Annotated in this window: 30 protein-coding genes and 1 pseudogene; 5 read left to right on the top strand and 26 right to left on the bottom strand. The window is 47.6% G+C overall.

From position 1 onward, the window contains the following. Nucleotides 1-77: 77 nt before the first annotated feature. The 23 genes and pseudogenes from JCM15907_RS05545 to JCM15907_RS12835 all read right to left on the bottom strand — a co-directional run bounded on the left by JCM15907_RS05545 (nt 78) and on the right by JCM15907_RS12835 (nt 17,368). Entirely contained in the window at nt 78-329 is a 252-nt protein-coding gene (locus JCM15907_RS05545; protein ID WP_025843041.1) for a hypothetical protein, read from the bottom strand. Next, nucleotides 316-777, bottom strand: a complete 462-nt coding sequence (locus JCM15907_RS10985; protein ID WP_025843040.1) for a hypothetical protein — start codon at nt 775-777, stop codon at nt 316-318. Before JCM15907_RS10985 ends, JCM15907_RS05545 begins: the two co-directional genes overlap by 14 nt. After that, nucleotides 770-1,093, bottom strand: coding sequence for a phage head closure protein (locus JCM15907_RS05535; RefSeq protein ID WP_025843039.1), 324 nt, complete (start codon nt 1,091-1,093; stop codon nt 770-772). The genes JCM15907_RS10985 and JCM15907_RS05535 overlap by 8 nt, the downstream gene beginning before the upstream one ends. Beyond that, entirely contained in the window at nt 1,090-1,383 is a 294-nt protein-coding gene (locus JCM15907_RS05530; RefSeq protein WP_025843038.1) for a head-tail connector protein, read from the bottom strand. The genes JCM15907_RS05535 and JCM15907_RS05530 overlap by 4 nt, the downstream gene beginning before the upstream one ends. Nucleotides 1,384-1,443: 60 nt before the next feature. Further along, nucleotides 1,444-2,583, bottom strand: a complete 1,140-nt coding sequence (locus JCM15907_RS05525; protein ID WP_025843037.1) for a phage major capsid protein — start codon at nt 2,581-2,583, stop codon at nt 1,444-1,446. A 13-nt stretch (nt 2,584-2,596) separates the two neighbouring features. Then, nucleotides 2,597-3,217: an HK97 family phage prohead protease gene (locus tag JCM15907_RS05520; protein ID WP_036885564.1), complete on the bottom strand. Its 621-nt coding sequence runs from the start codon at nt 3,215-3,217 to the stop codon at nt 2,597-2,599. Nucleotides 3,218-3,265: 48 nt separating this feature from the next. Continuing rightward, the gene (locus tag JCM15907_RS05515) at nt 3,266-4,489 is read right to left on the bottom strand and encodes a phage portal protein (protein WP_025843035.1); all 1,224 of its coding nucleotides are present in this window, start codon (nt 4,487-4,489) and stop codon (nt 3,266-3,268) included. Next, complete coding sequence (locus JCM15907_RS05510; protein WP_025843034.1) at nt 4,489-6,225, bottom strand: terminase TerL endonuclease subunit; 1,737 nt, start codon at nt 6,223-6,225, stop codon at nt 4,489-4,491. The genes JCM15907_RS05515 and JCM15907_RS05510 overlap by 1 nt, the downstream gene beginning before the upstream one ends. After that, nucleotides 6,212-6,580: a hypothetical protein gene (locus JCM15907_RS05505; protein WP_025843033.1), complete on the bottom strand. Its 369-nt coding sequence runs from the start codon at nt 6,578-6,580 to the stop codon at nt 6,212-6,214. The genes JCM15907_RS05510 and JCM15907_RS05505 overlap by 14 nt, the downstream gene beginning before the upstream one ends. A gap of 418 nt (nt 6,581-6,998) precedes the next feature. Continuing rightward, nucleotides 6,999-7,337, bottom strand: a complete 339-nt coding sequence (locus JCM15907_RS05495) for an HNH endonuclease (protein WP_025843032.1) — start codon at nt 7,335-7,337, stop codon at nt 6,999-7,001. Between the two features lie 3 nt (nt 7,338-7,340). Further along, complete coding sequence (locus JCM15907_RS05490; RefSeq protein ID WP_025843031.1) at nt 7,341-7,889, bottom strand: hypothetical protein; 549 nt, start codon at nt 7,887-7,889, stop codon at nt 7,341-7,343. Between the two features lie 2 nt (nt 7,890-7,891). Next, a complete protein-coding gene (locus JCM15907_RS05485; RefSeq protein WP_025843030.1) occupies nt 7,892-9,262 on the bottom strand; it encodes an SNF2-related protein in 1,371 nt (456 codons plus the stop codon). Next, nucleotides 9,259-9,546 carry a VRR-NUC domain-containing protein gene (locus JCM15907_RS05480; RefSeq protein ID WP_025843029.1) on the bottom strand — a complete coding sequence of 96 codons (288 nt, stop codon included), beginning with the start codon at nt 9,544-9,546 and terminating at the stop codon, nt 9,259-9,261. The genes JCM15907_RS05485 and JCM15907_RS05480 overlap by 4 nt, the downstream gene beginning before the upstream one ends. A 297-nt stretch (nt 9,547-9,843) precedes the next feature. Further along, entirely contained in the window at nt 9,844-10,890 is a 1,047-nt protein-coding gene (locus JCM15907_RS12295; protein ID WP_159099917.1) for a virulence-associated E family protein, read from the bottom strand. Beyond that, a complete protein-coding gene (locus JCM15907_RS12290; protein ID WP_051522408.1) occupies nt 10,887-11,300 on the bottom strand; it encodes a hypothetical protein in 414 nt (137 codons plus the stop codon). Before JCM15907_RS12290 ends, JCM15907_RS12295 begins: the two co-directional genes overlap by 4 nt. Then, on the bottom strand, nt 11,281-12,285 hold the full coding sequence (locus JCM15907_RS12285; RefSeq protein WP_051522407.1) for a hypothetical protein: 1,005 nt from the start codon (nt 12,283-12,285) through the stop codon (nt 11,281-11,283). Before JCM15907_RS12285 ends, JCM15907_RS12290 begins: the two co-directional genes overlap by 20 nt. A gap of 1 nt (nt 12,286) precedes the next feature. After that, a complete protein-coding gene (locus JCM15907_RS05470) occupies nt 12,287-14,236 on the bottom strand; it encodes a DNA polymerase (RefSeq protein WP_025843028.1) in 1,950 nt (649 codons plus the stop codon). 67 nt (nt 14,237-14,303) lie between these two features. Next, nucleotides 14,304-14,833: pseudogene (locus JCM15907_RS10975) on the bottom strand (DUF2815 family protein). 201 nt (nt 14,834-15,034) lie between these two features. Continuing rightward, nucleotides 15,035-15,223, bottom strand: a complete 189-nt coding sequence (locus JCM15907_RS05460) for a hypothetical protein (protein WP_025843027.1) — start codon at nt 15,221-15,223, stop codon at nt 15,035-15,037. After that, complete coding sequence (locus JCM15907_RS05455) at nt 15,220-16,407, bottom strand: DUF2800 domain-containing protein (RefSeq protein WP_025843026.1); 1,188 nt, start codon at nt 16,405-16,407, stop codon at nt 15,220-15,222. The genes JCM15907_RS05460 and JCM15907_RS05455 overlap by 4 nt, the downstream gene beginning before the upstream one ends. Then, on the bottom strand, nt 16,404-16,814 hold the full coding sequence (locus JCM15907_RS05450) for a hypothetical protein (RefSeq protein WP_025843025.1): 411 nt from the start codon (nt 16,812-16,814) through the stop codon (nt 16,404-16,406). Before JCM15907_RS05450 ends, JCM15907_RS05455 begins: the two co-directional genes overlap by 4 nt. Nucleotides 16,815-16,835: 21 nt before the next feature. Next, the gene (locus JCM15907_RS10970) at nt 16,836-17,135 is read right to left on the bottom strand and encodes a helix-turn-helix domain-containing protein (protein WP_036885572.1); all 300 of its coding nucleotides are present in this window, start codon (nt 17,133-17,135) and stop codon (nt 16,836-16,838) included. Between the two features lie 5 nt (nt 17,136-17,140). Then, nucleotides 17,141-17,368, bottom strand: a complete 228-nt coding sequence (locus JCM15907_RS12835; protein WP_148297471.1) for a hypothetical protein — start codon at nt 17,366-17,368, stop codon at nt 17,141-17,143. Nucleotides 17,369-17,441: 73 nt separating this feature from the next. Here JCM15907_RS12835 and JCM15907_RS05440 point away from each other — a divergent pair, with 73 nt between their 5' ends. Continuing rightward, the gene (locus JCM15907_RS05440) at nt 17,442-17,774 is read left to right on the top strand and encodes a hypothetical protein (protein WP_025843023.1); all 333 of its coding nucleotides are present in this window, start codon (nt 17,442-17,444) and stop codon (nt 17,772-17,774) included. Here JCM15907_RS05440 and JCM15907_RS05435 read toward each other — a convergent pair. From JCM15907_RS05435 to JCM15907_RS05425, 3 genes are read right to left on the bottom strand one after another with little or no spacing between them, the layout of a single operon-like run. Continuing rightward, nucleotides 17,761-18,093 (bottom strand): hypothetical protein, encoded by a 333-nt coding sequence (locus tag JCM15907_RS05435; protein WP_148297470.1) that lies wholly within the window; start codon nt 18,091-18,093, stop codon nt 17,761-17,763. The two genes, JCM15907_RS05440 and JCM15907_RS05435, sit on opposite strands and share 14 nt — an antisense overlap. 2 nt (nt 18,094-18,095) lie before the next feature. Next, nucleotides 18,096-18,407, bottom strand: coding sequence for a DUF3846 domain-containing protein (locus tag JCM15907_RS05430; RefSeq protein ID WP_051522406.1), 312 nt, complete (start codon nt 18,405-18,407; stop codon nt 18,096-18,098). Further along, complete coding sequence (locus JCM15907_RS05425) at nt 18,404-18,601, bottom strand: hypothetical protein (RefSeq protein WP_081773806.1); 198 nt, start codon at nt 18,599-18,601, stop codon at nt 18,404-18,406. The genes JCM15907_RS05430 and JCM15907_RS05425 overlap by 4 nt, the downstream gene beginning before the upstream one ends. Nucleotides 18,602-18,718: 117 nt before the next feature. Here JCM15907_RS05425 and JCM15907_RS05420 point away from each other — a divergent pair, with 117 nt between their 5' ends. From JCM15907_RS05420 to JCM15907_RS05405, 4 genes are all read left to right on the top strand, one after another. After that, nucleotides 18,719-19,267, top strand: a complete 549-nt coding sequence (locus tag JCM15907_RS05420) for a S24 family peptidase (RefSeq protein ID WP_025843019.1) — start codon at nt 18,719-18,721, stop codon at nt 19,265-19,267. Nucleotides 19,268-19,416: 149 nt separating this feature from the next. Continuing rightward, nucleotides 19,417-19,755: a hypothetical protein gene (locus tag JCM15907_RS05415; protein ID WP_025843018.1), complete on the top strand. Its 339-nt coding sequence runs from the start codon at nt 19,417-19,419 to the stop codon at nt 19,753-19,755. Between the two features lie 67 nt (nt 19,756-19,822). Further along, nucleotides 19,823-20,206, top strand: coding sequence for a hypothetical protein (locus JCM15907_RS05410; protein WP_036883082.1), 384 nt, complete (start codon nt 19,823-19,825; stop codon nt 20,204-20,206). Between the two features lie 85 nt (nt 20,207-20,291). After that, nucleotides 20,292-21,167 carry an LAPAL motif-containing putative phage structural protein gene (locus JCM15907_RS05405; protein WP_025843016.1) on the top strand — a complete coding sequence of 292 codons (876 nt, stop codon included), beginning with the start codon at nt 20,292-20,294 and terminating at the stop codon, nt 21,165-21,167. The last annotated feature ends 7 nt before the right edge of the window (nt 21,168-21,174 follow it).

Genomic DNA, 21,174 nt, shown 5'->3' with positions numbered 1-21,174 from the left:
TACTAACTGTACCGAAACACCATCGCCTCCCAACGACATCTCGTACTGCACCGTGAAGTGGTTGTCTATTGCTTCGGCTATATCCAGCCTCTGTCGTAATGGTCGCTGAATATCTCCAATATCACTGTACACTTGCGTTCGTAGATGCCCATTTTGCCCGATAATGTGCCGTACTCCGTGCGCGTCATCACGATGTAGTCGCCCTCGGTCTGAGGGGCAAGGCAGGGATAAATGGCATCCCCGACAAGCCTTTTTATCTCGGGGTCTGCGAGCAATCTCTCACGTATAAATTGAGATGATCGCAATTTGCTACTACTAAACTCGCTCATCCATCAGTGCATTTATGATGCCTCGCTTCATCGCCTCTATAGCCTCCTTACCGTCTTGGTCCTTGGTAACACTCCAGAAGAGATTGCCCCGCATCTTACCTCGATTATATTTTTTCCCTGTTTCTCTCATCTCCGTGCCTCGGTCCACCAAGTGAGCATGTCGCCCCAGCGTACCGAAACCTACAATCGCCTCGGGCTTGCGCCGCTTGATGCGAAAGGCGAAACTCGATAGCAATGCACCCGTAGATTTTCCGTTGCGAAGGAGGCGGTCTCTCAATCTCCGCCGCCCTCCTCGTATAAGTACCTTAGAGGCTTCTCGCATCCCTCGCCGATACGCCTTGTTGGTCTGCAAAGCCGTCCACGTGCCAAGCGTCTCATCTACATGGGCAAAGCTGTAACGCTCTGGCCCTATTTCCAAGAACTCTGCTCTCTTTGCTGGTCTACCCATCAATTAATACACATGTTAAAACCACACTGTTATCATACGCATTAGGGTCTCTCAGCGTTATCCTATACTCCGCTCCCTCGAACCTTATGCGCTGTACCTCGTTGAGTCGCTTATCGTAACGGACACGGAACTGTAGACGCTCCCCGTCGAATTGTTCCTTTGCCTGGAAGCCATCCCCTCTGAGCGACCATTGGCGAACCTTTTGCGCTCTGCAGGTGTAGAGCGTTGTCCACTCCTCGGAGACGAAACCCGAGGGGCTTTGCTTCTGCTCCATTCGAAGCATCTCTAACGTATACCGTAAACTGCCAGCCCTCATAACTCTCTCCTATAAGGCATGAATAGATTGGCTAACGTAAAAGAGGCTTCTCGCACATTCCCCAGTGCATCTCCCTCTCGGTAGGCATAGAGCTTTGCTACCAAAATCTTGATAGCGTGTCGCAGGGGGGCGGGTAGTGTGCCGTCCCCGTTGAGTACTTCACTGAAAGGACGGTTTATGCAGTTCGCCAACTGCTCCTCCGCTGTCTCTATCAAACTCGTGATATAGACATCGTCCTCGTCGTGCCCTACGTTTAGGTGCGCTTTTGCTTCTTCTAAGGTGATATACATAGCTCATTAGGTTAAGAAGTGCAGGGTGCAGGACTAAAACCGCACCCTGCTATGTACTCATTACGCTAAAACAGCCATAGAGAAAGCCTGTGAACGGACAGGAGTTATATCCATATCTATATTCACCGTAAACTCTACCATGTTCTCTCTCGCTCTTGAATAGGGGTCTATAATGAAAGATGCCTCCCCGAAGTGCGTTATCGCACAGTAGCGGAAGTCTCCAAAGAAGATGGTATTATCAGGAGCATAATTGGTAAACTCAGAACGGTAGCTATTCATGAAACCATAGCGATATCCCGTATTGGAGTCAATGTGCATTTGGAGAAGCATTTCCTTATCGGCTGCTACCAATTGCTTCTTTTTAAGAGCGGCAGCCGTCTTGGTATTCATGATATATGCAGAGTTTCCTCCTAAGGCTTCTACCATGCTGTCCAATACCGCATGCTCTATATCCACGATAAGGCCTTGGTCCCAACCTTTTGAGGCAGTCCCTTGTATTTTCTGTGCACCAGTAAGACCGACAAAAGGTCCTTTGAACTTGCCATGAGCGGTGGTCGTAAACATAATCTTGTTCACCTTGCGCGCAATACCAGCCCCAAGGGTCCTCATCACAATTCCGTAGAGATTGCGATTGTCTACATTAAGAGCGGTGCGGGACACGGGGATAGACATTGAAATACGTTTTGGGGTAGGGGTTTCACCCGTGAAGTTCAGAGTAGACTCTGAAACTTTCTCATTTTCCCCTAAAACTGTAGCCTCTGGAGCGTCCACCTCCGCGTTCATAGGCAAGCCGTTTAGACCATCTTGTACCTTACATCCTAATTTGGATATAATTAATCCTTTTTCCAATGGGTCTAAAAGGTCCTGAAAAACAACAGGGACACTTGTCTCCTTTACGCTATCAAAGTTCACGACCGAACGAACATTGAACGACGCCTTGCCACTTGATCCTCCGCTTGCTACATCGCAAGCCATCTCAAGAAAACGTTTCTCCACACTGTCTCCCTCTGGAGCTGGAACCCCTGGTTGCTGTTGCATCATCGTCTCGATCTGCAACGCACGTTGCTCGAGCTCAAGAGCATTGAATTTGTCCTGCTCCTCTTGTGTCAAGGCACGCTTCTCGTCTTTAGCCTTGTCGATAATACACCTCATTTCGTGTGCATTCTCTGTCTGCTTTTGTAAAATCTCTAATCTTGTCATAACGTTATTTTGATTAAAACCTTCTTGCTCTTTGTTCTAACTCGGCATAGTAGCTACGCATCTCCTCCTCGCTTTTCTTTCCCTCTGGTGCTTGTAGACTGCGCACATCTACCGTAGTCTCTATATATGCTGGGTCCGTGGTAATACAAACATCGTAGATACCATCGAACTTGCGAATAGTGTGTATCCATCGTTGCTTCTCCTTGCTCCATTCTTTCTCTACGCAACCTTTCGAGTAGGCTCTAAACTTGAAAGAAGAGCCAGAATAATCGCCTCGTTTGATAAGCTCAAGGGCGTTATTCCCCTCTTGCGTATCGGGTGCTTCAAAGCTGTACTTCAAGCCCTTCTCGTCTACTGTGAGGGTTAAAGAACCTTTTCCCTTATTACTCCTCGCCAAGAGACGCTCTGGATTGTGCTCCACAACCGCCTTTACGTCCTGTGTTGCTAAAAAAGCATCCGTTACCGCTTCTGGGGCTATACGCTCTTCGAAGTAGTCCCCATCCCACCAATCGTACATTACTTGGCTGGGAGTGTTAAAAACAATAGCATACCCCTCGATAGTCCTGCCCTCAGCAGAAACGACGGGCTGGGCAATGCCTCCAAAACTTCGTATCTCTATATTTTTTTCTTCCATACTACACACGTCTATCTACTAATAGGATTTTTATAGCCGTTTTTGGTACTACTTTTCGGGCGTTTCCTCTTTTTTTTCTTCATTTTTCCCATCAATCGGCATCAAATTGCAAGAAATAAATGCCGTATCACCCCCTTTTACGGGCTCTCTGCCCTCTCTTTTTCTCGCCTCGTTGGGTGTCATTGTGCCTGATTGGATGGATAACATATTAGCCTCTGCCATCGCCTTTATATCTGCAGAGTAGAGGTCGAGTAGGTCAAATCTCACTCTGTACATACTCTTGTGTGAAGGGGAAGCAGGTATCAGCTTCGATAAAAATTCTTTCTCTATTTGTGTTAAGAGGGGTTTTAAGGTCTGCGTTAAGAAAGTGGAGGTGGCATTCTCGCTCGATTTGTAGTTACCCGCACGTTCCACAAAGACCATATCAGGATGTACTCCGAAGTATCTACATATAGAGTAAGGCGAAAACTTTCGTGTTTCGAGGAGCTGGGCATCGGCAGGGCTAATAGTGATAGGTGTAAATGTTACGCTACCTGGAATGCTCATTATACTCCTATCCGCCTCTATTTCCTGCTCCAAGCTGTCGGCTATCTTCTTGCGCTCCTTGTCTTGTATTTCCCCCATGCCCAGCACAGGATTGCCTCCCGACAAAAAGCCTTTCATCTTGTTACCTCTTTTGAGCGTATCAAGGGTTTGCTCGTCGCTATTGGCAGAGATGGACAACGTGCGACTTGCATACGTAATAGTAGAGACTCCGATGTACCCACCATCCAGCGTCTTGTTCTTTAGGTGGATTACTTCATGGCTCTGGTAAACATCCGAACGCCCACCGACTGCATCCGAAACCGTGTAGGTATTTTGGCGCACATCATAGTGTACGCTGTTGCTATCCAACAAGTAGAGGGCTTGCACCTCTCCGCGAGCGTCTCTCTGTATTAAGATATAGGCGTTACCTCTCAAGTAAAGGCTTACAATAGCATTCTGCAGTAGGACAAAGAAAGTCTGCCTCTCGTTAGCCTCACAGTTAAAGATGTTGTTTATTGGGGAGTTCTCTATATCCTTGAAAATACCCCCTCGCATACGTTGTAAGCGAAGAGGTAGAGAGGCAACGGTACCACTCAAAATATCGACGCATCTATATACGACATCGAGGCGCATAGCTTGCTCTTCTGTACGTACGGACTCACCGCGCACTCCTAACGTCCTCCATACAGTAGGCAGGTCGTTTATACTGACGCTTTTACTGCGTTTCATAAAGCTAAAAAATCCCATTATTGTGTCATCTTTATATTGTTCAGCATCCAAAAGTTCATCACGTTGGTAATCGCTCCGTCTATCTTACCGCTCTGCTTCTTTTTTATGGGCTTCCTATTCTCCAGTCTATCCTCGTCAATTGTTGCATTTCCAAAGCAATAGGCTGTAATAGGATTATCCTCGAAGGTTATACGATTTGTATATAGAGAGAGTTCGAAGCTCTCGACGGGGCTGGTAAAGTTCCCATACGTCTGTGCTATCTCGTAAAGGTGCTCTTTGCCGACACCTGGGGAGGACTTTAGCAATCGTATAAACTCCTCCGCCTTATATCTATCATAGCCGACACCTAAAATTGAAAACGGCTTAGAAAGTATATCATTCACTATCTGCCGATAATCTATCACCGCTCCTTCGCAAAGCGTTAGATACCCCGCATCTACCCATCTTTGATACAACTCCCCATTGGGATGTGTAGCTATCTGCCCCTCGGGGAAATAGTAGTGTGTTATGGAGTGGAAAGGTGTTTCCGTTGTGCGCTCTGGGAGAACACGACCAGGCATATAGAGCAAGTAAGAAACGGCAGAGAGGTCATCACATACCGACAGGTCCACAGAGGCTACACTTCGTACACCTCGAAAACTCTCTATATCTGTTCTTATACTTCTGCTTTCTATCTCCTTCGTTGGTATCCAGTCCTCCAGCTCACTATGAGCAAAGATGTTCAGGAGCTTGTTGCGGAACTCCTGCATATCCTCCGCACAGAGTTGCGCCTTATCCCATTTGTCTTTATAGAACTCCTCCCGACACGTTACCCCAAGATGTGGCTGTACTTTATACCACGTTGCTGGGTCTCCTTCGTCGTCGTCCACGTCGGGTTCGAAGATGTGAGCAAAGACACTATCCATCTCTATTTCTCCCCTTAACACCGACTTGTAGGTCTTGAGCATCTCATAGAAAGGTGTCTCCGTCTTACTGCTCGCCGTGGTGATAATCACCGTTAGGGGGTTAAGACGCACCCCCATCGAGGAGGTTAGGACGTTCTTTAGTGCTGCACTATCCGCCTGTGCATACTCGTCTACAATCACCGTGCTTGCATTCAACCCGTCCAGCGTACCAACGTCTGAGGCAAGACATTGGGCAAAAGAGCTTTTCCCTCTACATAGATTAAATACCTGCTCCCTGTTGATTTTGAAACGCCGCATCTTATGGTCCAATCGTTTCAAGATAAAGCGTATCACATCGAAACAGATTTTTGCCTGCTTGCTACTATTAGCAACTACAAACGCCTGAGCATTCGCATCGCCGAATAACAAGTCCTTCACGGCGAGGCTCGCTACTGAAGTCGTCTTACTGAACTTTCGAGGAACGAAAAGAAGTGCATCGGTAATAACTTTGCGCTCCGTGCCTGGATAGAAAAAACCCTCAATGTTGGTGAATTGGAATACCTGTATAGGGGTCAGCTTGTACCGCTTTGCCCCCTCATCGCTCGGGAACTCTAAGAACTCATAGGTAAGGATAAACTTCTGAACCTCCAAAGCGCGTAGTTCGTAGCGACAAGTCATTGTGTGGAATTTCTTTATAGCCAACAATTCGTAGAGATTATGCGCTTCTGGTCTCTCTATACACGCTTTGATGTACGAGGTTAAACGATCGTCTACCGAAGAGCAGAGCCTAAAGTCAATTGGCAAGGTTTGTAGCTCTCGAACGGTTTGTGCCTTCAAATCTCGAAGAGCCTGTTTTTCACTTTCGTCCATCTTCAAGCTCTTTTAGTTTTCTGTTCAACTCCTCTAATGCGTCGTCCTCGGCTACTCCCGACGCCTCAACGGTCAGCCGTAAAGAGGTTAGCACGTTGCGCTGCTCTTTGCATAAGTCAATATAAAGACCATACACAGGATTAGCCTTTAGACGCTTTTCGTTCTCCCGACTCTTCTCCTCGAGTGCTGGGGACATCATTATGCACTTCGCATAGGTCTTGTTACGTAAAGCCGTGATTTGAGCGCACGAAGTAATAAGTGAGTCGAAAGCGGGGCTGTACGTGCCTATAGCCTCCATTACCTCGCGCAACTCGCCCTTTATTCTCTCTACCTCTGTGCTTCTTTTCGTCGCCATACATTAGACCTTCTACATATAGGCAGAGAATAGCCGATTTTGGTACTACTTGCGCGCTTATTTTGAACGTACCTAAATCTTTTTTGAACGTACCAAAATAAATTTTGAACGTACCAAAATCTTTTTTGGTCGTACCTAAAAAAAGTCCCCTTCCGTGTGGAGAAAAGGGGAACAACAAACAGACAAGAACAAGGAGGCTATCGCCCCCCCCCAAAAAAAAAACGCCATTTTTACTATACCCCCACAGCCTTTTTGGACCTCGTGCGTGTAAAAGGACTCGGGGGTGGGTTTGGGTGCCTCCCCCTCCTCTTAAAAAAGATAGCCCCCTCTTAAATCCGAGGGAGCTGCTCTCATCAAAGACTACTTCCGCAAGGTAGCTTTGTCGATTTTAGACTACACAGAGAGGGACGATACGATACTAAGTAAAGAACTTCTTGACGAATAACTCAGTAAGTTGTTTATTACGCTCCTTGGTCGCCTTCTTGGATTTGCTCTTTAGTTCGATATGGACTTGGACGTGGCAAGCGTGGCAAAGGGCTTGTAGGTTAGAGGGGTCGTAGGCTAAAGCCTTCATCCGCTCGGGCGTGTTTATGTAGTTCTCAAGCGGTTGGATATGGTGTACCTCGGTAGCGGGTGTTGTCTTCCCTTGCTGTAAACATCGCTCGCAGAGGGGTTGGCTAACTAAGTAGGTGTTTCTTAGGTTGCGCCATCGGGTACAGTTCAGGAGCTCCGTGTATTGTTTGTTTCTTGCTTTCATCTTTTAGGATAGGTGGAACTTTTCAAGGGCGTACTGCTCGAAGTCCTCGTAGCTTGAGAACTCCTCACGGCAATAGTAAAGGGCAAGTAGGGTGTCTTGGCATATATCCATTGCCTCGCAGTTCGCTCGGTTGATACGCATACCGTCAAAAGTGTCTTGCAGTCGCTTATAGTGTGTTCGTATGAAACGGTCGGCAAATTCCTTATAACGCACTTCTTTTGCGCTCTGTTGCGTTTTATCTTTCTTTTTGATGTCATCCCCACTCCTGTACCTGATATTCGATTGTAGGCGATTTATAGAGCTTTCAGGGGTTGGATACAATTCCTCATACTCTGCGTTAGCATATTCCGTAAAGAGATGTTCTATGTAGTCATAGTCCGAACCGTTGAACTCTTCCCTCCTTGGGTCGCTTAGAATACGCAGGAATAAGCGCACGCAGGATAGCACAAATTGGTAATCACTTTTGAACCCATAGCGTGCGCGCACTTTAGATAGGCTCTCTGCCTCTTCATCGTTTAGATGCGCTTTTATTTGTTTGCCCTTCTTGCTCATTTCTATCTCCTCCTGTACTTCTCTATTCTTGCCTTTACGGCTTGTAATAAACTCTCCTGTACGCCCTCTTTCTTTCCTATTGCCTTTGTTATCTCCTCGTCGATAGTCCCTTCCGAGACAATCTGAACTATGCAGACGGGGCGCGTGCGACCTTGGCGGTGTAGTCTGGCATTAGCTTGTTGATAAAGCTCCAACGACCAAGTAGGACCAAACCAAACTATGATATCTCCTCCTTGCTGGAGGTTTAGCCCATGCCCCGCAGAGGCAGGGTGGGCGATGTAAAGCGGTATCTTGCCCTCGTTCCATCTGCGTATATCCTCGCTCCCCTTTATGCGTTCGGGGCGCAGTTTCTTAAAGCGCTTTTCTATCCGCTCGGCATCATGCTTGAAGTTGTAAAAAAGCAAGATGTTGCTCCCTTGTGCCTCCTCGATTATTTCCTCTAAGGCTTCGAGCTTTGCGGTATGTATTTCGTGATAGATACTATCCTCATCGTAGATAGCTCCGTTCGCAAATTGCTGTAGCTTATTAGAAAGTGCTGCGGCATTGATGGCAGATATTTCCTCCCCCTCTATCAGCTGAAGGACTTGCTCCTTCTCGAACTCCTCATACCTCTTCTTCTGCTCGGGTGTTAGCTTAACGCGCACTTCTTTATGAATACACTCGGGTAAAGTCAAATGGTCTACCGCCTTCATTGAGATACATATATCGCTTATCTGATTGTGGATAGCATCTTCACTGCCCTTTTTGGCTTTATAGTCGAAAACGACATGCCCGTTAGAACGACCTGGCACGAAGTAAGTAGACCTGTATTCTGTAACCGTCTTACCTAATCGCTCCCCCCTATCGAGTAGATACAGTTGGCTCCAGAGGTCTATCAGTCCGTTGGGGGCTGGTGTTCCTGTTAAGCCTATTACCCTGCTCACTCGAGGGCGCACTAAGCGCAGTGCCTTAAACCGTTGGCTCTTGGGCGACTTGAAGCTGGAAAGCTCATCTATCACAATCGTGTCAAAGGGAAAAGCGTTTTGGTATTGTGCCACTAACCAAGCCACATTCTCCCGATTGATAACATAAATATCGGCTTTCGCTCGTAGGGCTTCCTTGCGAGACCTTTCACTCCCCAGGACGGAGACAATACGAAGGTGTTTTAAGTGATCCCATTTTGCCACCTCATTGGTCCAAGTGTCCTCGGCAACTCTCTTGGGGGCTATCACCAAGACCTTGTTTACCTCCATCGTTTCGTATTGCAATATGCTTAATGCGGTGAGGGCAGATACTGTTTTGCCTAATCCCATATCAAGGAAGAGCCCGCAGTAGGGATGCTCTATGATATGCTGTATGGCGTATTCTTGATAAGCGTGTGGTGTAAATTTCATTGCTTTTCGGTGTCTATATCGTTTAGTAGTTGCTGGAGGCTCTTCATATCATCCACCACGTAGGTGGGAAAGCCAAGCGCGTTTATACGTCTCAATTCTAATTGCTGTAGCTGTGTGGGGCGTTCTCCTGTTGTCTTTATCTCGGCAAAGAATGTTTTACCGTTAGGAAGGAGTAGTAAGCGGTCAGGTACACCTCTGTGATTAGGCGACACAAATTTGTAAGCTATCCCCCCTCTTTTCTTTACTTCCTCTCTTAGCTTTTTCTCTAATAACTTCTCCTTCATGGGTCCTTGTTGCGTTTACATTTATTTGCAGTTGTCGGGTGTGTCTTATGTGCTTGTTACCAACGCTACCAAGATTTCTATATACTCTAAGCGATTAGGCGCATTAGGCAGTATTAGGCTCTATATATACTCTCTATTCTCTCTAATCCGTTATAGTGTTATTTTTTCTACTTTCTTGGTAACAAATACTTTATTATATAGATAAATAGTTGATAATAAGAGAGTAAAGGGTGTTACCAAGGTGTTACTAAGCGGTGTTACCGACAATTTCTTGGTAACACTTTAATAATTATGTTACTAAAAAGGGGCGTCATCGTTGGTAACAGTAGAAGAGTTAAATAGGTGTTTATTATCCTTAATTGTCTTATTGGTAAAATTCTTCTGAAGACCATATATTACAATACGGCAGGGGGTCGCTTCTCTCTTCCAACCTTCGCAGGCGAGTATCATGTTAGCAATCTCATTAGAAATGCCTTTTGTGAGGTCGGAGCGTTGTCGTTCGAAGAGTTCGCACCACACCTCCGCCACGCAGACACGGGTACGAGGTTCGGCGTATTCATCTCTATTGCCACCTCCCTGAAGGTATAGGATACGATCCGAAATGGTGAGCTGGTCCCACCATCGAGGTATAGGCGTATTAAGGTACTCCTGTATCATACCAATACGGCTATCCCGTTCGGAGTGTTGCTTCTGCTCGCTCTGCGCGAGTAGCTCCAAGGGGGCGGTAAGATGGAGCGAGGCACCCTCTTTATAGCGATGCACCGCTTCCGCCCAAATCTGGTCTACCTCCCTTTCGAGGTCTGCAAAGATGCTTTTCGTTGGCTCTCTCTTTCCTGTATCTATCGGGAGAAAGCGACGGTTACCTGTTGGGTCTTTCAAGAACTCATGGTTATTGGTCGTTCCCCAGAAGACACACTGGCGGGGGAAGGTTTCTACACGTCGTGCGTAGGCGGTACGGAAGCGGTCCGTCTGCTTGGTGATAAAATGCTTGATAACGTCAAGGTCGGCTTTCTTTAACCCTGCCAGCTCCCCAATCTCTATAATCCATGCCCCCTGTATCTGCTCTACGGCTTCCTTGCCCGAGACAGTACCAAAGCTATCGGAGAACCAGCTACGCCCCAGGAAGCGCACGAAGGAGCTTTTCCCACACCCTTGAGGTCCTACAATCACGGGGACGTAGTCGAACTTTATCCCTGGCTGGTAGATGCGTGCCACGGCAGCCGTTAGACACACCTCAGCTACAGAACGGGTGTAGGGAGTATCCTCCGCTCCGAGATAGTCGATAAGAAGAGTAGAGATGCGCTCCACGCCGTCCCACCTGCACGCCTCTAAATAATCCCTCACGGGTTGAATTGATGCTTAGAGAGGGTAATCTGCATAGCGTCCTTTATCTTCTGTACGCCTGTGATATTGTAGATGGTCTCGAGGTAGTCTCTCAGCCCTGCATCGTCGGTATCGTTAAGGTCTCGAGGAGCAGGCAAAGGAGACCACGGCAACGCCTTCAAGACTACATCGGTCTTGCGGAAAGCGTCATGCGCAAGAGCGCCTTTCAGTTGAGGGTCGTTCTCTAATATGAGTCGAATATTGGCGGAGGTAGCACGGTAAGCCCCCCTACGATCTACATCCATCTCGGAGAGCCACTCCATGTCTGCCTCCTCTTCGAACTGCTCGGCAAAGTCCGCCCCTGCCTCCTTGAGGCGCTCCTGTCCCAATAGATTGCGCACCTTGGCGTCCTTAGTCGCCCTCTCGCACATAGCTATATAGGAGGGAAGACGATTTACAGGCGTACCCTCTTGTGCCTCCTCGTCCTGGAGTCCATAGAGGTGCAGGCGCACCAAGTCGAAAGCATTGCAGAGCTTTCCCACTATAGTCGGTACTGTGATGTGAATAGGCGTACTTGTCTTCATAAACCACTAACCCCGAAGAGGTAGAACCCTCTCGATAGGTGTAGCGATTCGGAATATCGCAAGCCGTGTACACATCGTCCAGATAGCCCTCTATCGCTTCGGAGATGGTGTAAGCTCGACAAAAAGCCCCTACGATGCCCCCTTTCTCGCAAGGGTCGCCTTGCTTGGTAGCCTCTCTCCGCACGACCGCCTCTACACGGTCGCTTACGGGCCACTCTGCGGTATTGGTCCAATCCTTATAGCTTCCGAGCATCTCGTCGGCAGAGAGGAACGGACCATCTACCGAGTCGAATAGAAACTCCCCATCCGAAGAGGTGGAGGGCCAATACATCAAGCGTTCGGGTTGGAAGGTGGTATCGTCAAAGTAGTTTATGCCGAGTGTGCCAGCGATGCGCCTCGAGATAGCCACATACTCATCGCAAGCTACAGGACGATCGAGAGGCACTATCAATCGAAGTCGTGGCTTTTCGGCAGAGTGGCTGTGCGTGGTGTAGATAGCCCCAGCACAATTAAAGAGGAGGCAAAAGTCATCCCAAATCTCCTTATTCCCGAAGTCTATATCCAATGACACTAAGGAGCGATGGAGGATAGCACCATGTTTGCGCCGCCCTCCTGTGATATAACCGCCCACAAAGCCCCCTACGTCCTTTATTTCGTCTCGTCGGGACTTGTTGGAGGAGCAGTAAGAGGCGAACGTCTCCGCCGTACGGTGCGTAAGCGAGAGGCGCATCAAGAGTTCGCTCCATAGCATCTCATGATTACGCCACGCGGTGTCTTTACGGTTGCGACCGATGGCGATATCCAAAGGGCCGTCGTGTTTTAGTGTTGTCATACTATTTACAATAATAGGGTGTTGCGAAAGCCTCTACATGTAGTGGGATATCGGGAAGCCAGACGGGAGGGGTCGCCATGCTATCTGCAATCCGTCGCAGAGCGTCGGAGGCTCTCTCCTCGGGTATCTCTGCTACAATCTCGTCATGGACGTGTAGCACTACATCGTAAAAAGGGTTTATGCGGACAAGGGCACAAGCCAGAATATCCCGAGCTACTGCCTGCGTTATATTCTCCACCAGCTTACCGCCGAAAACATATTCCTCCTCTCCATCTTTTATATAGGAGAAGCCCCCCTTGTCGGGCTTAGCCCCACGGTAAACCAGCGCCCGACCCGATGGCAGCACTATACAGAGGTTGCCCTTGATGAGGCAGAAGTGGAGATAGACGTTTACAATCTTCGTTCTCTCTTCGTCTCCACGATTTTGATATATAAAGAGTGAGAAAGTATTTTCGGGCGCATGTATAGCCTCTAAAGCCATACTCATACACTTGTCCCAGAAGGCTACTATCCGTGGGTTGGCGCGTCGCCACTCGCTTACGATGATGGGGAGCTCCTCACGGGTTATCCCTTTGTCGAGCGCGCCCATTCCTATAAGAGCATTAACGCCCCCTCCGTATCCCAACGAAAGCTCTGCCACCTTCCCCTTAGGGCGGAGGGCGGGGTCTGCCAGGACGGTCTCCATATCCACTCGAAACATCTTAGAGGCGGAGGTTTCGTAGAGTAGCCCATTGTTGCGGAATAGCTCCAACCTCCACTCCTCTTGTGCCAGACAGGCTAATACACGCGCCTCAATAGCGGAGTAGTCGGCTACACAGAAGAGTTTATCGGCAGACGGAACAAAGGAGGTGCGGACTAATTGCGCCAAGGTGTCGGTTACATCCCCGAATAGAAGAGCGATGGACTCCACATCTCTGCTTAGCACAAGCTCTCGTGCGGTGTGCAGGTCTTCAGGCGACAAGGAGGTAGAGGGTAGGTTGTGCATCTGAACGCCACTACTGGACCACCGACCCGTAGCCGTGCCGAGGTACTGCAGGTGATCGTAGATGCGTGTAGCGTTCACTACCGACTTCTGTATGGCGGAGTACTTCTTGCAGGCGGTGCGCTGGAGCTCTAAGTAGTCCCTTATGTCCTCCTTTATAGCCTCGTCCGCCAGCTCGCCCAGCAGAGCCTTGAGAGCGGACTTGCTTAAGCTCTGTAGCACACGCCCCGTGCGACGAGCCAAATAGTCTCTAAAGAAGGTGGGGGTGGCGGAGTTGCCGATACGTTTTTCTAAGCGTACACGGAGCGCACGTTGGTGCTTTTCGTACATACGTAGCGCAGATGCCACAAATCGAGCATCTACCTCTATCCCCCTACTGTTTATCTCTTGGTCCACCTTGTAGACCTTTTGCTCGTCCTCTAACAAGGGAGAGGGGTAAAGGGTAAGAAGGTATGCGTGCAACTGCATCGTAGCGCAGAGATTGGCCCAAACAGACTCCGCAAAGAGCGACCAATCTTTATCATATTGTTGCGCTATGTTGCGCTTGCCTTTTTTATTGGGCAACGCGAATAGCTTAGTAAGAGTCGCCTCTTCGGGATAGGGGGCTATTTTGAACAGTAGCGCGGAGGCTATCTCGGGGAGACCCTGTGGAAGTCCCGAGACGGTGCAATGCGCCTTGGTGTCAAACCATTGCCGAGCATCGAGCGATACGCCCAAATAACGCTCTAAACAGAGGCGGGTGAAGCGTGTATTATGTGCCACTTTTACCACGCTGTCGCTCCTCAAAAGGGCTACCACCTCGTCGTCCAGCTTATCGCCTTGCGCTGTATGCACTAACCCCTGCACATCATCATTGAGGTGATAGGCTACAACAAGAAGCGTAAAGTCGTCATGCGCAACGAAGCGCGTAAGACCAGCGACAGGGTTCTCTGGGCTAAAGGCTTTGAGAGATATGTATAGAAATTGCATAGAATAAGAGGGTTAAAAGAGGAGGCAACCCCTTACGGTTACCTCCTCAACGGAAAGAAAAGAAAGATTAGAAAGGTAAGTCGAAATCGTCTGTGGAGTCGCCATCCACGAAGGAGTCCGCAAAGTCGTTTTCCGCAGAGGTGCGACCGCCAAGGTATTCGCCATCCTTGAGCTTTTGTACGTTGTTCAGCCCACAAGCCACGCCCCTATTGCCTGCCTTGTCGAAGTGGTAGAAAGTGATAGAGGCGCGCCCATAGCAACCGCTGTACAACTCCTCGGGGTCTATGATGGGCTGTAGGTTCTTATCCACCACCCTGGGCGCGCTTTTGCACTTGCGTTCACGTAGTAATGCCCTGCATAGTCGGGGTCGTCGGGGCGGTCTAAGTCGCCATCGTTAAGCGGTAGCTTGAACTTAGGGGGTAGTTTACCGCCCATTTTCGCCTTTGCTTGTTCGGTGGCTGTCTTAACCGCCTGCAGGATAAGCTCTATCGTCTTCGTGTCGCTCTTAGGGATAAGGAGCGATACGGAGTACTTTTTCTCTTGTCCCTCTTCAATGGCGTGGGGCTCAAATACGTGCAGGTAGCTAAAGCGTACCATGCCTGTGATTACTTTTGTCGTTGTAGATGGATTGTTTGCCATAATCTTGAATTTGTTACTGTTATTTTGTTAAATAGTTCCCGTCGTAAGAGGGGGAGATTTAGGTACGTTCAAAAATCATTTTGGTACGTTCAAAAAAGTTTTTGGTACGTTCTAATTTCTTTTTGGTCGGTACCTAAAATCGCCCCCCTTTGTGTAGGTTTAGTAGCACCCCTCGAACTCTTTTTCTTTCGTTGCCCACTCCTTCTTGTATATCCTCTTTCGGACACTTGCGTACCAGGCACGCACTCTCTCGGGGTCGTCGTAGGCGATATTTATATCTTTACTATTGGAAGGCACTGCAGGAGGTGCAAGACGCTTGTAGGGGTCGTCTTTGTAAGGCTTTTTCATGAGAAGTCCTCCACAGCTCCCGACACGGAGCCTATCTCGGGGCGTTTGTCCGACAAAGGGACAAGGGTCGGTTTGCCCGCAGGTTTTACAATATGCGCCCCGAGCAGTTCTCCGAACTGCTTCTTGCCAACTGCTTTCTCTAAGGCAGTTATCCCCAAGAGAGCGCGAGAGTAGATTTGCTCCTCCGTGTACCCCGCCTCCATTAGGATAGAGGCGCACGTTTCGGGGTTGATGATAGTGCGCACGCTTCGCCCCTCTACGAGCTTGAAGCCCTCAAAGTGCTTGCCGTTGTCTCGAGCCTCCGTAAGTGCATGCTCTTCGATGGAGGAAACCCAATTCTTGAGCGCCTCCGCACGACCTAAGATGTCGGCTATCTCTGCGTCGGAGAGGAGCGCGGGCGCACGGAACTCATACTTCGCCACCTCGAGCTGCGCATCGGCATACGCTCTACATCGGCACTTAGCACGGCAGAAGCGACAATGTTCACCACTAACGAAATCTCCCCCTCCTTGGAAAGCCAATTGCGCCTTGGGGATAACCACCTCTTTGGCAAACTTCTTTAGCTCCTCTACAGAACACTCCCAAGAGGAGTAATTGCCAATGCGGGGTTGGTAGATGGTCATACGCACCCTCTTAATATCGTATAGGATGCCGTGCGCCGAGAGCGCACCAAGGGCGTATATCATCATCTGCTTATTCTCCCGAGCATCTACCGCTACACCCTTGCCATACTTGAGGTCTATAACCTCGAGACGGTCGTCGGCAACAATCACCGCATCGCTCGTGCCGAAACCTTCGGGGATGTACTCCGTCAAGTCGAGGCGAGACTCTATAAAGAGCTGCGCATCGCGGGTCGCCCTCTGTGCAGCGGCAAAGGTTTCTAACACTACCGTGGCATACTCGCTTGTATGCTCTCTCATGTCTGCATTATAGTAGGGCGAGGCGACCAACTTCTCCAGCTCTGCGTTGAATAGGTCCTCGTCAATCTCCCCAATGGCGAGGCGTAGCTTCAATTCGGCAAGTGCGTGCGCTATTGTCCCCTCTTCGGCAGCACTGCTGGAGCTGTCGGGGAACTGCTCCTCGAGCCGTGCGCTGGGCGTACACTCCAGCCATCGAGATGCCCCCGAAGGACCTAAAAGAGCGTGCGCCGATGGGCTAAGGGTTATTTCTTGTACAGGGTTCATAGGGCGGACACTTGGCTAAATACTTCCTCAAACTTGTCAGGGGTGATAGAGGGTACAGAGGTGAAGCCGTACCCTTTGAGGATAGCGATTATCTCCTCTCGATGCCCCTCTTTGTTTTTCTGCATAATGATGCGCTTAACGTCATCTAACGTGAGCGTAGAGGCGGTAGCGTTGGCAGGTTCATGGATTGTAGGAGCTTCCGCAGGGGCAGGGGCAGGAGCAGGAGCAGTAGCGGCAGGCTCTTCGCTCTTAGGACTCTCGGGAGCAGGGGCAGACTTCTTAGATGTCGGCTTTGCAGGAGCTGTAACGGCAGGCGCGCCCAGCGTTTTCCCCGTGAGTGCCTCGGTTAGTTGGTTCAGTGCCTCCAATAGCTCGGGCGTTGCACTGATTTGCAATGTAATTACCATAGTCTTTTTAGTTATTATTGATTAGTATGCTCTCTTGTGGATGGCTACATGGGTCGTAGCCTTACTTTCTATTTCTTGATTGGTTAATACCTTTTTAGAGGTCATCCATCGCTCTACCTCCTCTTTGTTGAAGTAGAGCTTCTTCCCTTTCTTATAGTGCGGTATCTCGCGCCTTGAGGTGAGCTGGTAGAGGTGGGCAACGGTGAACCCCGTTAGCAGTGCCACCTCGTGAATGTCCAGCACCGACTTCACTCCAAGCAGTGTGAGTTGCTCTATTCGATCCAATCGATCATTCAGAGCTTTTACTTCTTGTACTTCCATAGCGTTTATATCTGAGGTACCCACTTTTTGTAGTACGCTATCTTGTAAAGAAGATAGCAGAGTACTAAATGCACGATAGCGTTTATCTTGTTCCAGATGAAGCGGTGAAAGAGCTCTTTCGTAAGCTCCTCGTTGGGGAGCGTGTCGCTTATGAGTACGATAAATGCCCCCGTACCCCACGCTACGAAAACCGCCCATAGCACCCACTTTTCTATACTTTGTATTCTCTTCATATTAGTTGTAATACTGTTTTCTGTTGTTTTTTACTCTATACCTTTGTGCTCACGCTTAAACTATTTTTTTGTTATGCAATACCCCCGACTGAAATCCGAAGAGCAAAAGTTCCTCCTTAATCTCGACCCTCTCTCTGAAAATGCTACCGATAAAACAGTACATGATAAATACGTAAGACTGTTTACTCTTGGGCTACTCTGTATTACGAAGCAAGCAGGTGTAGACACTGTTATATTTCGAGTAACCCTTAAAGGGCAGAGGTGCATAGCCCTGCTAAATGATAACTCCTTGAAAAAGCAAACTCAAAAGAGGATTTGGAGCAAAGCCATAAAGACATTCATCTCCATAATAGGATGTATTGCAGGATTGGTAGCAATTGCAGAGTTCATTATCAAGTTCCTGTAACAAGCCTCAAAACGAACAGAGCTATATGTATAAGCGATGCTATCAGGAGGGTACAAGTGGCAAGCACATCCCATATGCGGCTTTTCTTTACCTCGTCCTCTACTTTCCTTTGTAGTTCCTCTATCTGCCTTTCCATCCTCGCCGCCCTCTCGTCAAATCTTGATGCTTTTTCTATAATAAAGTCGTGCATTACTACGGTATCCACGTGCGCTCTTTTGCGGAGAATGTTTACAGCTGTTAGTATCGCTTCGTCCTCTTCGGAAAGGCGTCCTTTTGCGAGGGAGGCAATAGCTCCCTCTTTCTTATTTATCTGTTTCATATTCATTTCACCATTGATGCAGTGCACACTAAAGCATCTCCTACAATGAAGTCTTCAAACCAAATAGCTCCGCTCTCCGCCGCTATTTCGGTAGCCTTTTCATTGCGCTCTGCTCCTTTTGCGAATTTGCCCTCTTCGTTTATCACCATAAAGCGGTTGTGGTTAAGTGCGAGGGTCTCGATATATCCGCCTACATAGCCCTGTAGCTCTTGTAGTGAGAAGTCCGTCCCGTTCTCGGGGGTAACGTCCACAACCTCCCCAGATTGCTTGTATAGCTTCGCAGTTATTGTTACGATTGTTTTTAATTCTTTCATATTCCTTTCTCCTCCTTTTCACTTAAATACTTCTCAATGATTTCTTGGTTAGCAGGCTTTGGAGTTCTCTGCCCCTTTGCCCACGTCTTCACCGTCTCTATCGCCACGTTGCACAGTCCTGCCAGCTCGAACGCCACCTTGTCCTGCTCCCTCTTCCCGAGGTTTTCCCATTTCTTAATTAAACTTTGTGCCATTTTCTCTATATTTGCTTTGTATTGTTTTGCAGTTGCAAAGGTATGACGAAATTTCGTCATACGCAATACCTTTCGACGAAATTTCGCCAAATTTCTTTACAAAAGATTGAATTATATATGTATACATCTGTAAATGACAGGATTAGGGAAATAGCCAATAAGCTGTATAACGGCAATATAACCGCAATGGCCAAGGGTACATTCATAAGCAGAACCACGATTAATAGCATAATCGGAGAAAAAGAAGTATCTCCAGGCTACGAGATAATACGCAGGATTGCCGAAATGTCGTCACACAAAATAAATTTAGACTGGCTTATAACAGGAGAAGGTGAGATGTTAAAGAGCTCTTCGGAACCCGACAGCAATAGTATGAAGTACTATTATGAACTCTCCGCGACGGCAGGTAATGATATATGGATTAGTGATAACGAAATCAATCAGCCTTATAAGCGCATCAACTTCCCTAACTTTGAGGGATGCGTAGCATTTAACGTCACGGGGGAGAGTATGTACCCAACAGCAAAGGAGCGAGACATTGTAGCAATAGTACCCGAAGACGTACAAACAATAGTGAACGGAGAAATATACCTTGTAATAACAAGAGACGGACAGAGGATGATTAAGAGGTTGCGTACCTCAGGCATAGACGAGGAAGGGGGATAATTATTACCTGTATTTCAGACAACCCCGACAAAGACCTTTACGCTCCTTTCAATGTTTCTGGAAACGACATACACAAGATATTTCGCGTTAAAGGCTTTATCTCTTCTTCTCTTCTCGCTTAAAAAAACAATTAGAAATAAATAAACAGTATGGAAGCCTATGTTTTAGCCGCCATTATTGTGGCAATCGTACAAATCATCATCATTGTAAAATTCTTTCAGATCGCACAAGACCTACGTTTTTTTAGGGGCGAGTATGAAAAGCTAAAAAGAACACACCGCTTTGGAGAATACGTCAACACGAAAGGAGATAAGGCTTTCGCAGTAGGAGATCAAGTATACTCTCTGGAGTTAAAAAGGAAAGTAGACATCCAGTCTATCCGCGAGGACGGGAGCTATAGATGCACATACTTAACGAATGCGGGTATGTGTAGAAAGGATATACCAGGGGACCAACTTACAGACACCCCGCCAACAGAAGCAAAATAATAACCGCTCTGTACGCCATAGAAGATGCGATAAAAACAGAAAATACCAACGAAAGCAAAAAAGAATTATGAAATCTGATTTTGAGGAAATTGTGTACCTCGTTCTCTCCTTAGTATTTGGGATATTCGGAATTATACTCTTTTTCAAGGTATGGGGAATGACCAACAATGTAAAGAAGCTAACCGACCACTTCCTAAACCCTTCAAAAAGCGATAGTCGCACAGGAGAGCAAGATATACATTTTGAGGATACTACTGAAGAAGGGGACAAGAAGATAGAGGTTTACGACCCACGACTGGATGATATAAAGGCAGGCGACAAGGTAGTAAGAAAAAGAGACGGGAAAGTCCTCACAGTGGACTCTATCAAAGATGGTAGGTTTTTCTGCGACTCAGGGGCTATGGCTGGATACAAGTACTACAGCAAAAACGAAGTGATGATACAAGAATAGAAGCACACCCATCTTCCATCTTTATTTTTTTAGACTACCTTTACTGCACGAACCATTTATTACGTTATCAGGAAACGTACAGAAAATGAACGAAAACAACTTTTCCATCGTCTTTGAAAACGAGAGAAACGAGGTTAGTGCAGAGTTACTAATCGGCTGCCTTATGCACACGACCTCTATTATTACGGAGGTTAATAAACTTATAGGGCCAGAGAAAATAATCGACATTAAAGTGAAAGCCTTTGAAAAGGGTAGCTTTCAAGTCGATATAGAGCTTATAGAGGGCCTTATAGCTACGCTCTTTTCCTCTCAAGGAGTTGAATATGTAGCAAATATCATAGAAACCGTAAGCGGAATATACAAGCTTGTAAATTTCCTTGGAGGCAAAAAACCTAAGGAAATATCAAAAGAGGGGAACAGCGTTACCATAACGAACCAAAGCGGAGGGTCTGTAGTTATAAACCAGCAAGTTTTCAATGTGTACGGCACTTCTCCCGAAATTCGTTCCCATATACAAAAGCAGTTTAAGCAAATGCAAGATTATGAAGATATTTCGGGTTTTAGATTCCAAACGAGAGAAGAGGTAGTTTATACTCCTAAGCAGGATTTCCCTGTTATAGCTATGCCTATCGTAATGCCTAACCAAGAAGAACCGGCTAAGACGACAACAATAGAAAATGTTCCTCTAAAGATACTTCGCCCCAGCTTTGACGAAAAATTGGGGTGGGACTTTATATACGAGGGTCAAAAAATATCCGCAAAAGTAAAAGACAAGGATATACTCAAGCAAATAGATATGGGGGAAGCATTTGCTAAGGGGTGTCGTATGTTGGCAGACTTAGAGATAACATATTACTACGATGCAGGAGTAGACGAATATATGCTAACAAAAGACAGCTATCGAATTGTAAAGTTCAAAAAGCTACTTCCTCCTCCTCCCATCCAAGAGCCTTTCATTTGAGGCACAG

The organism is Porphyromonas gingivicanis JCM 15907 (assembly GCF_000614585.1).
In the GTDB taxonomy this organism is placed as follows: domain Bacteria; phylum Bacteroidota; class Bacteroidia; order Bacteroidales; family Porphyromonadaceae; genus Porphyromonas; species Porphyromonas gingivicanis.
This window is presented reverse-complemented; position numbering and strand designations above follow the sequence as displayed.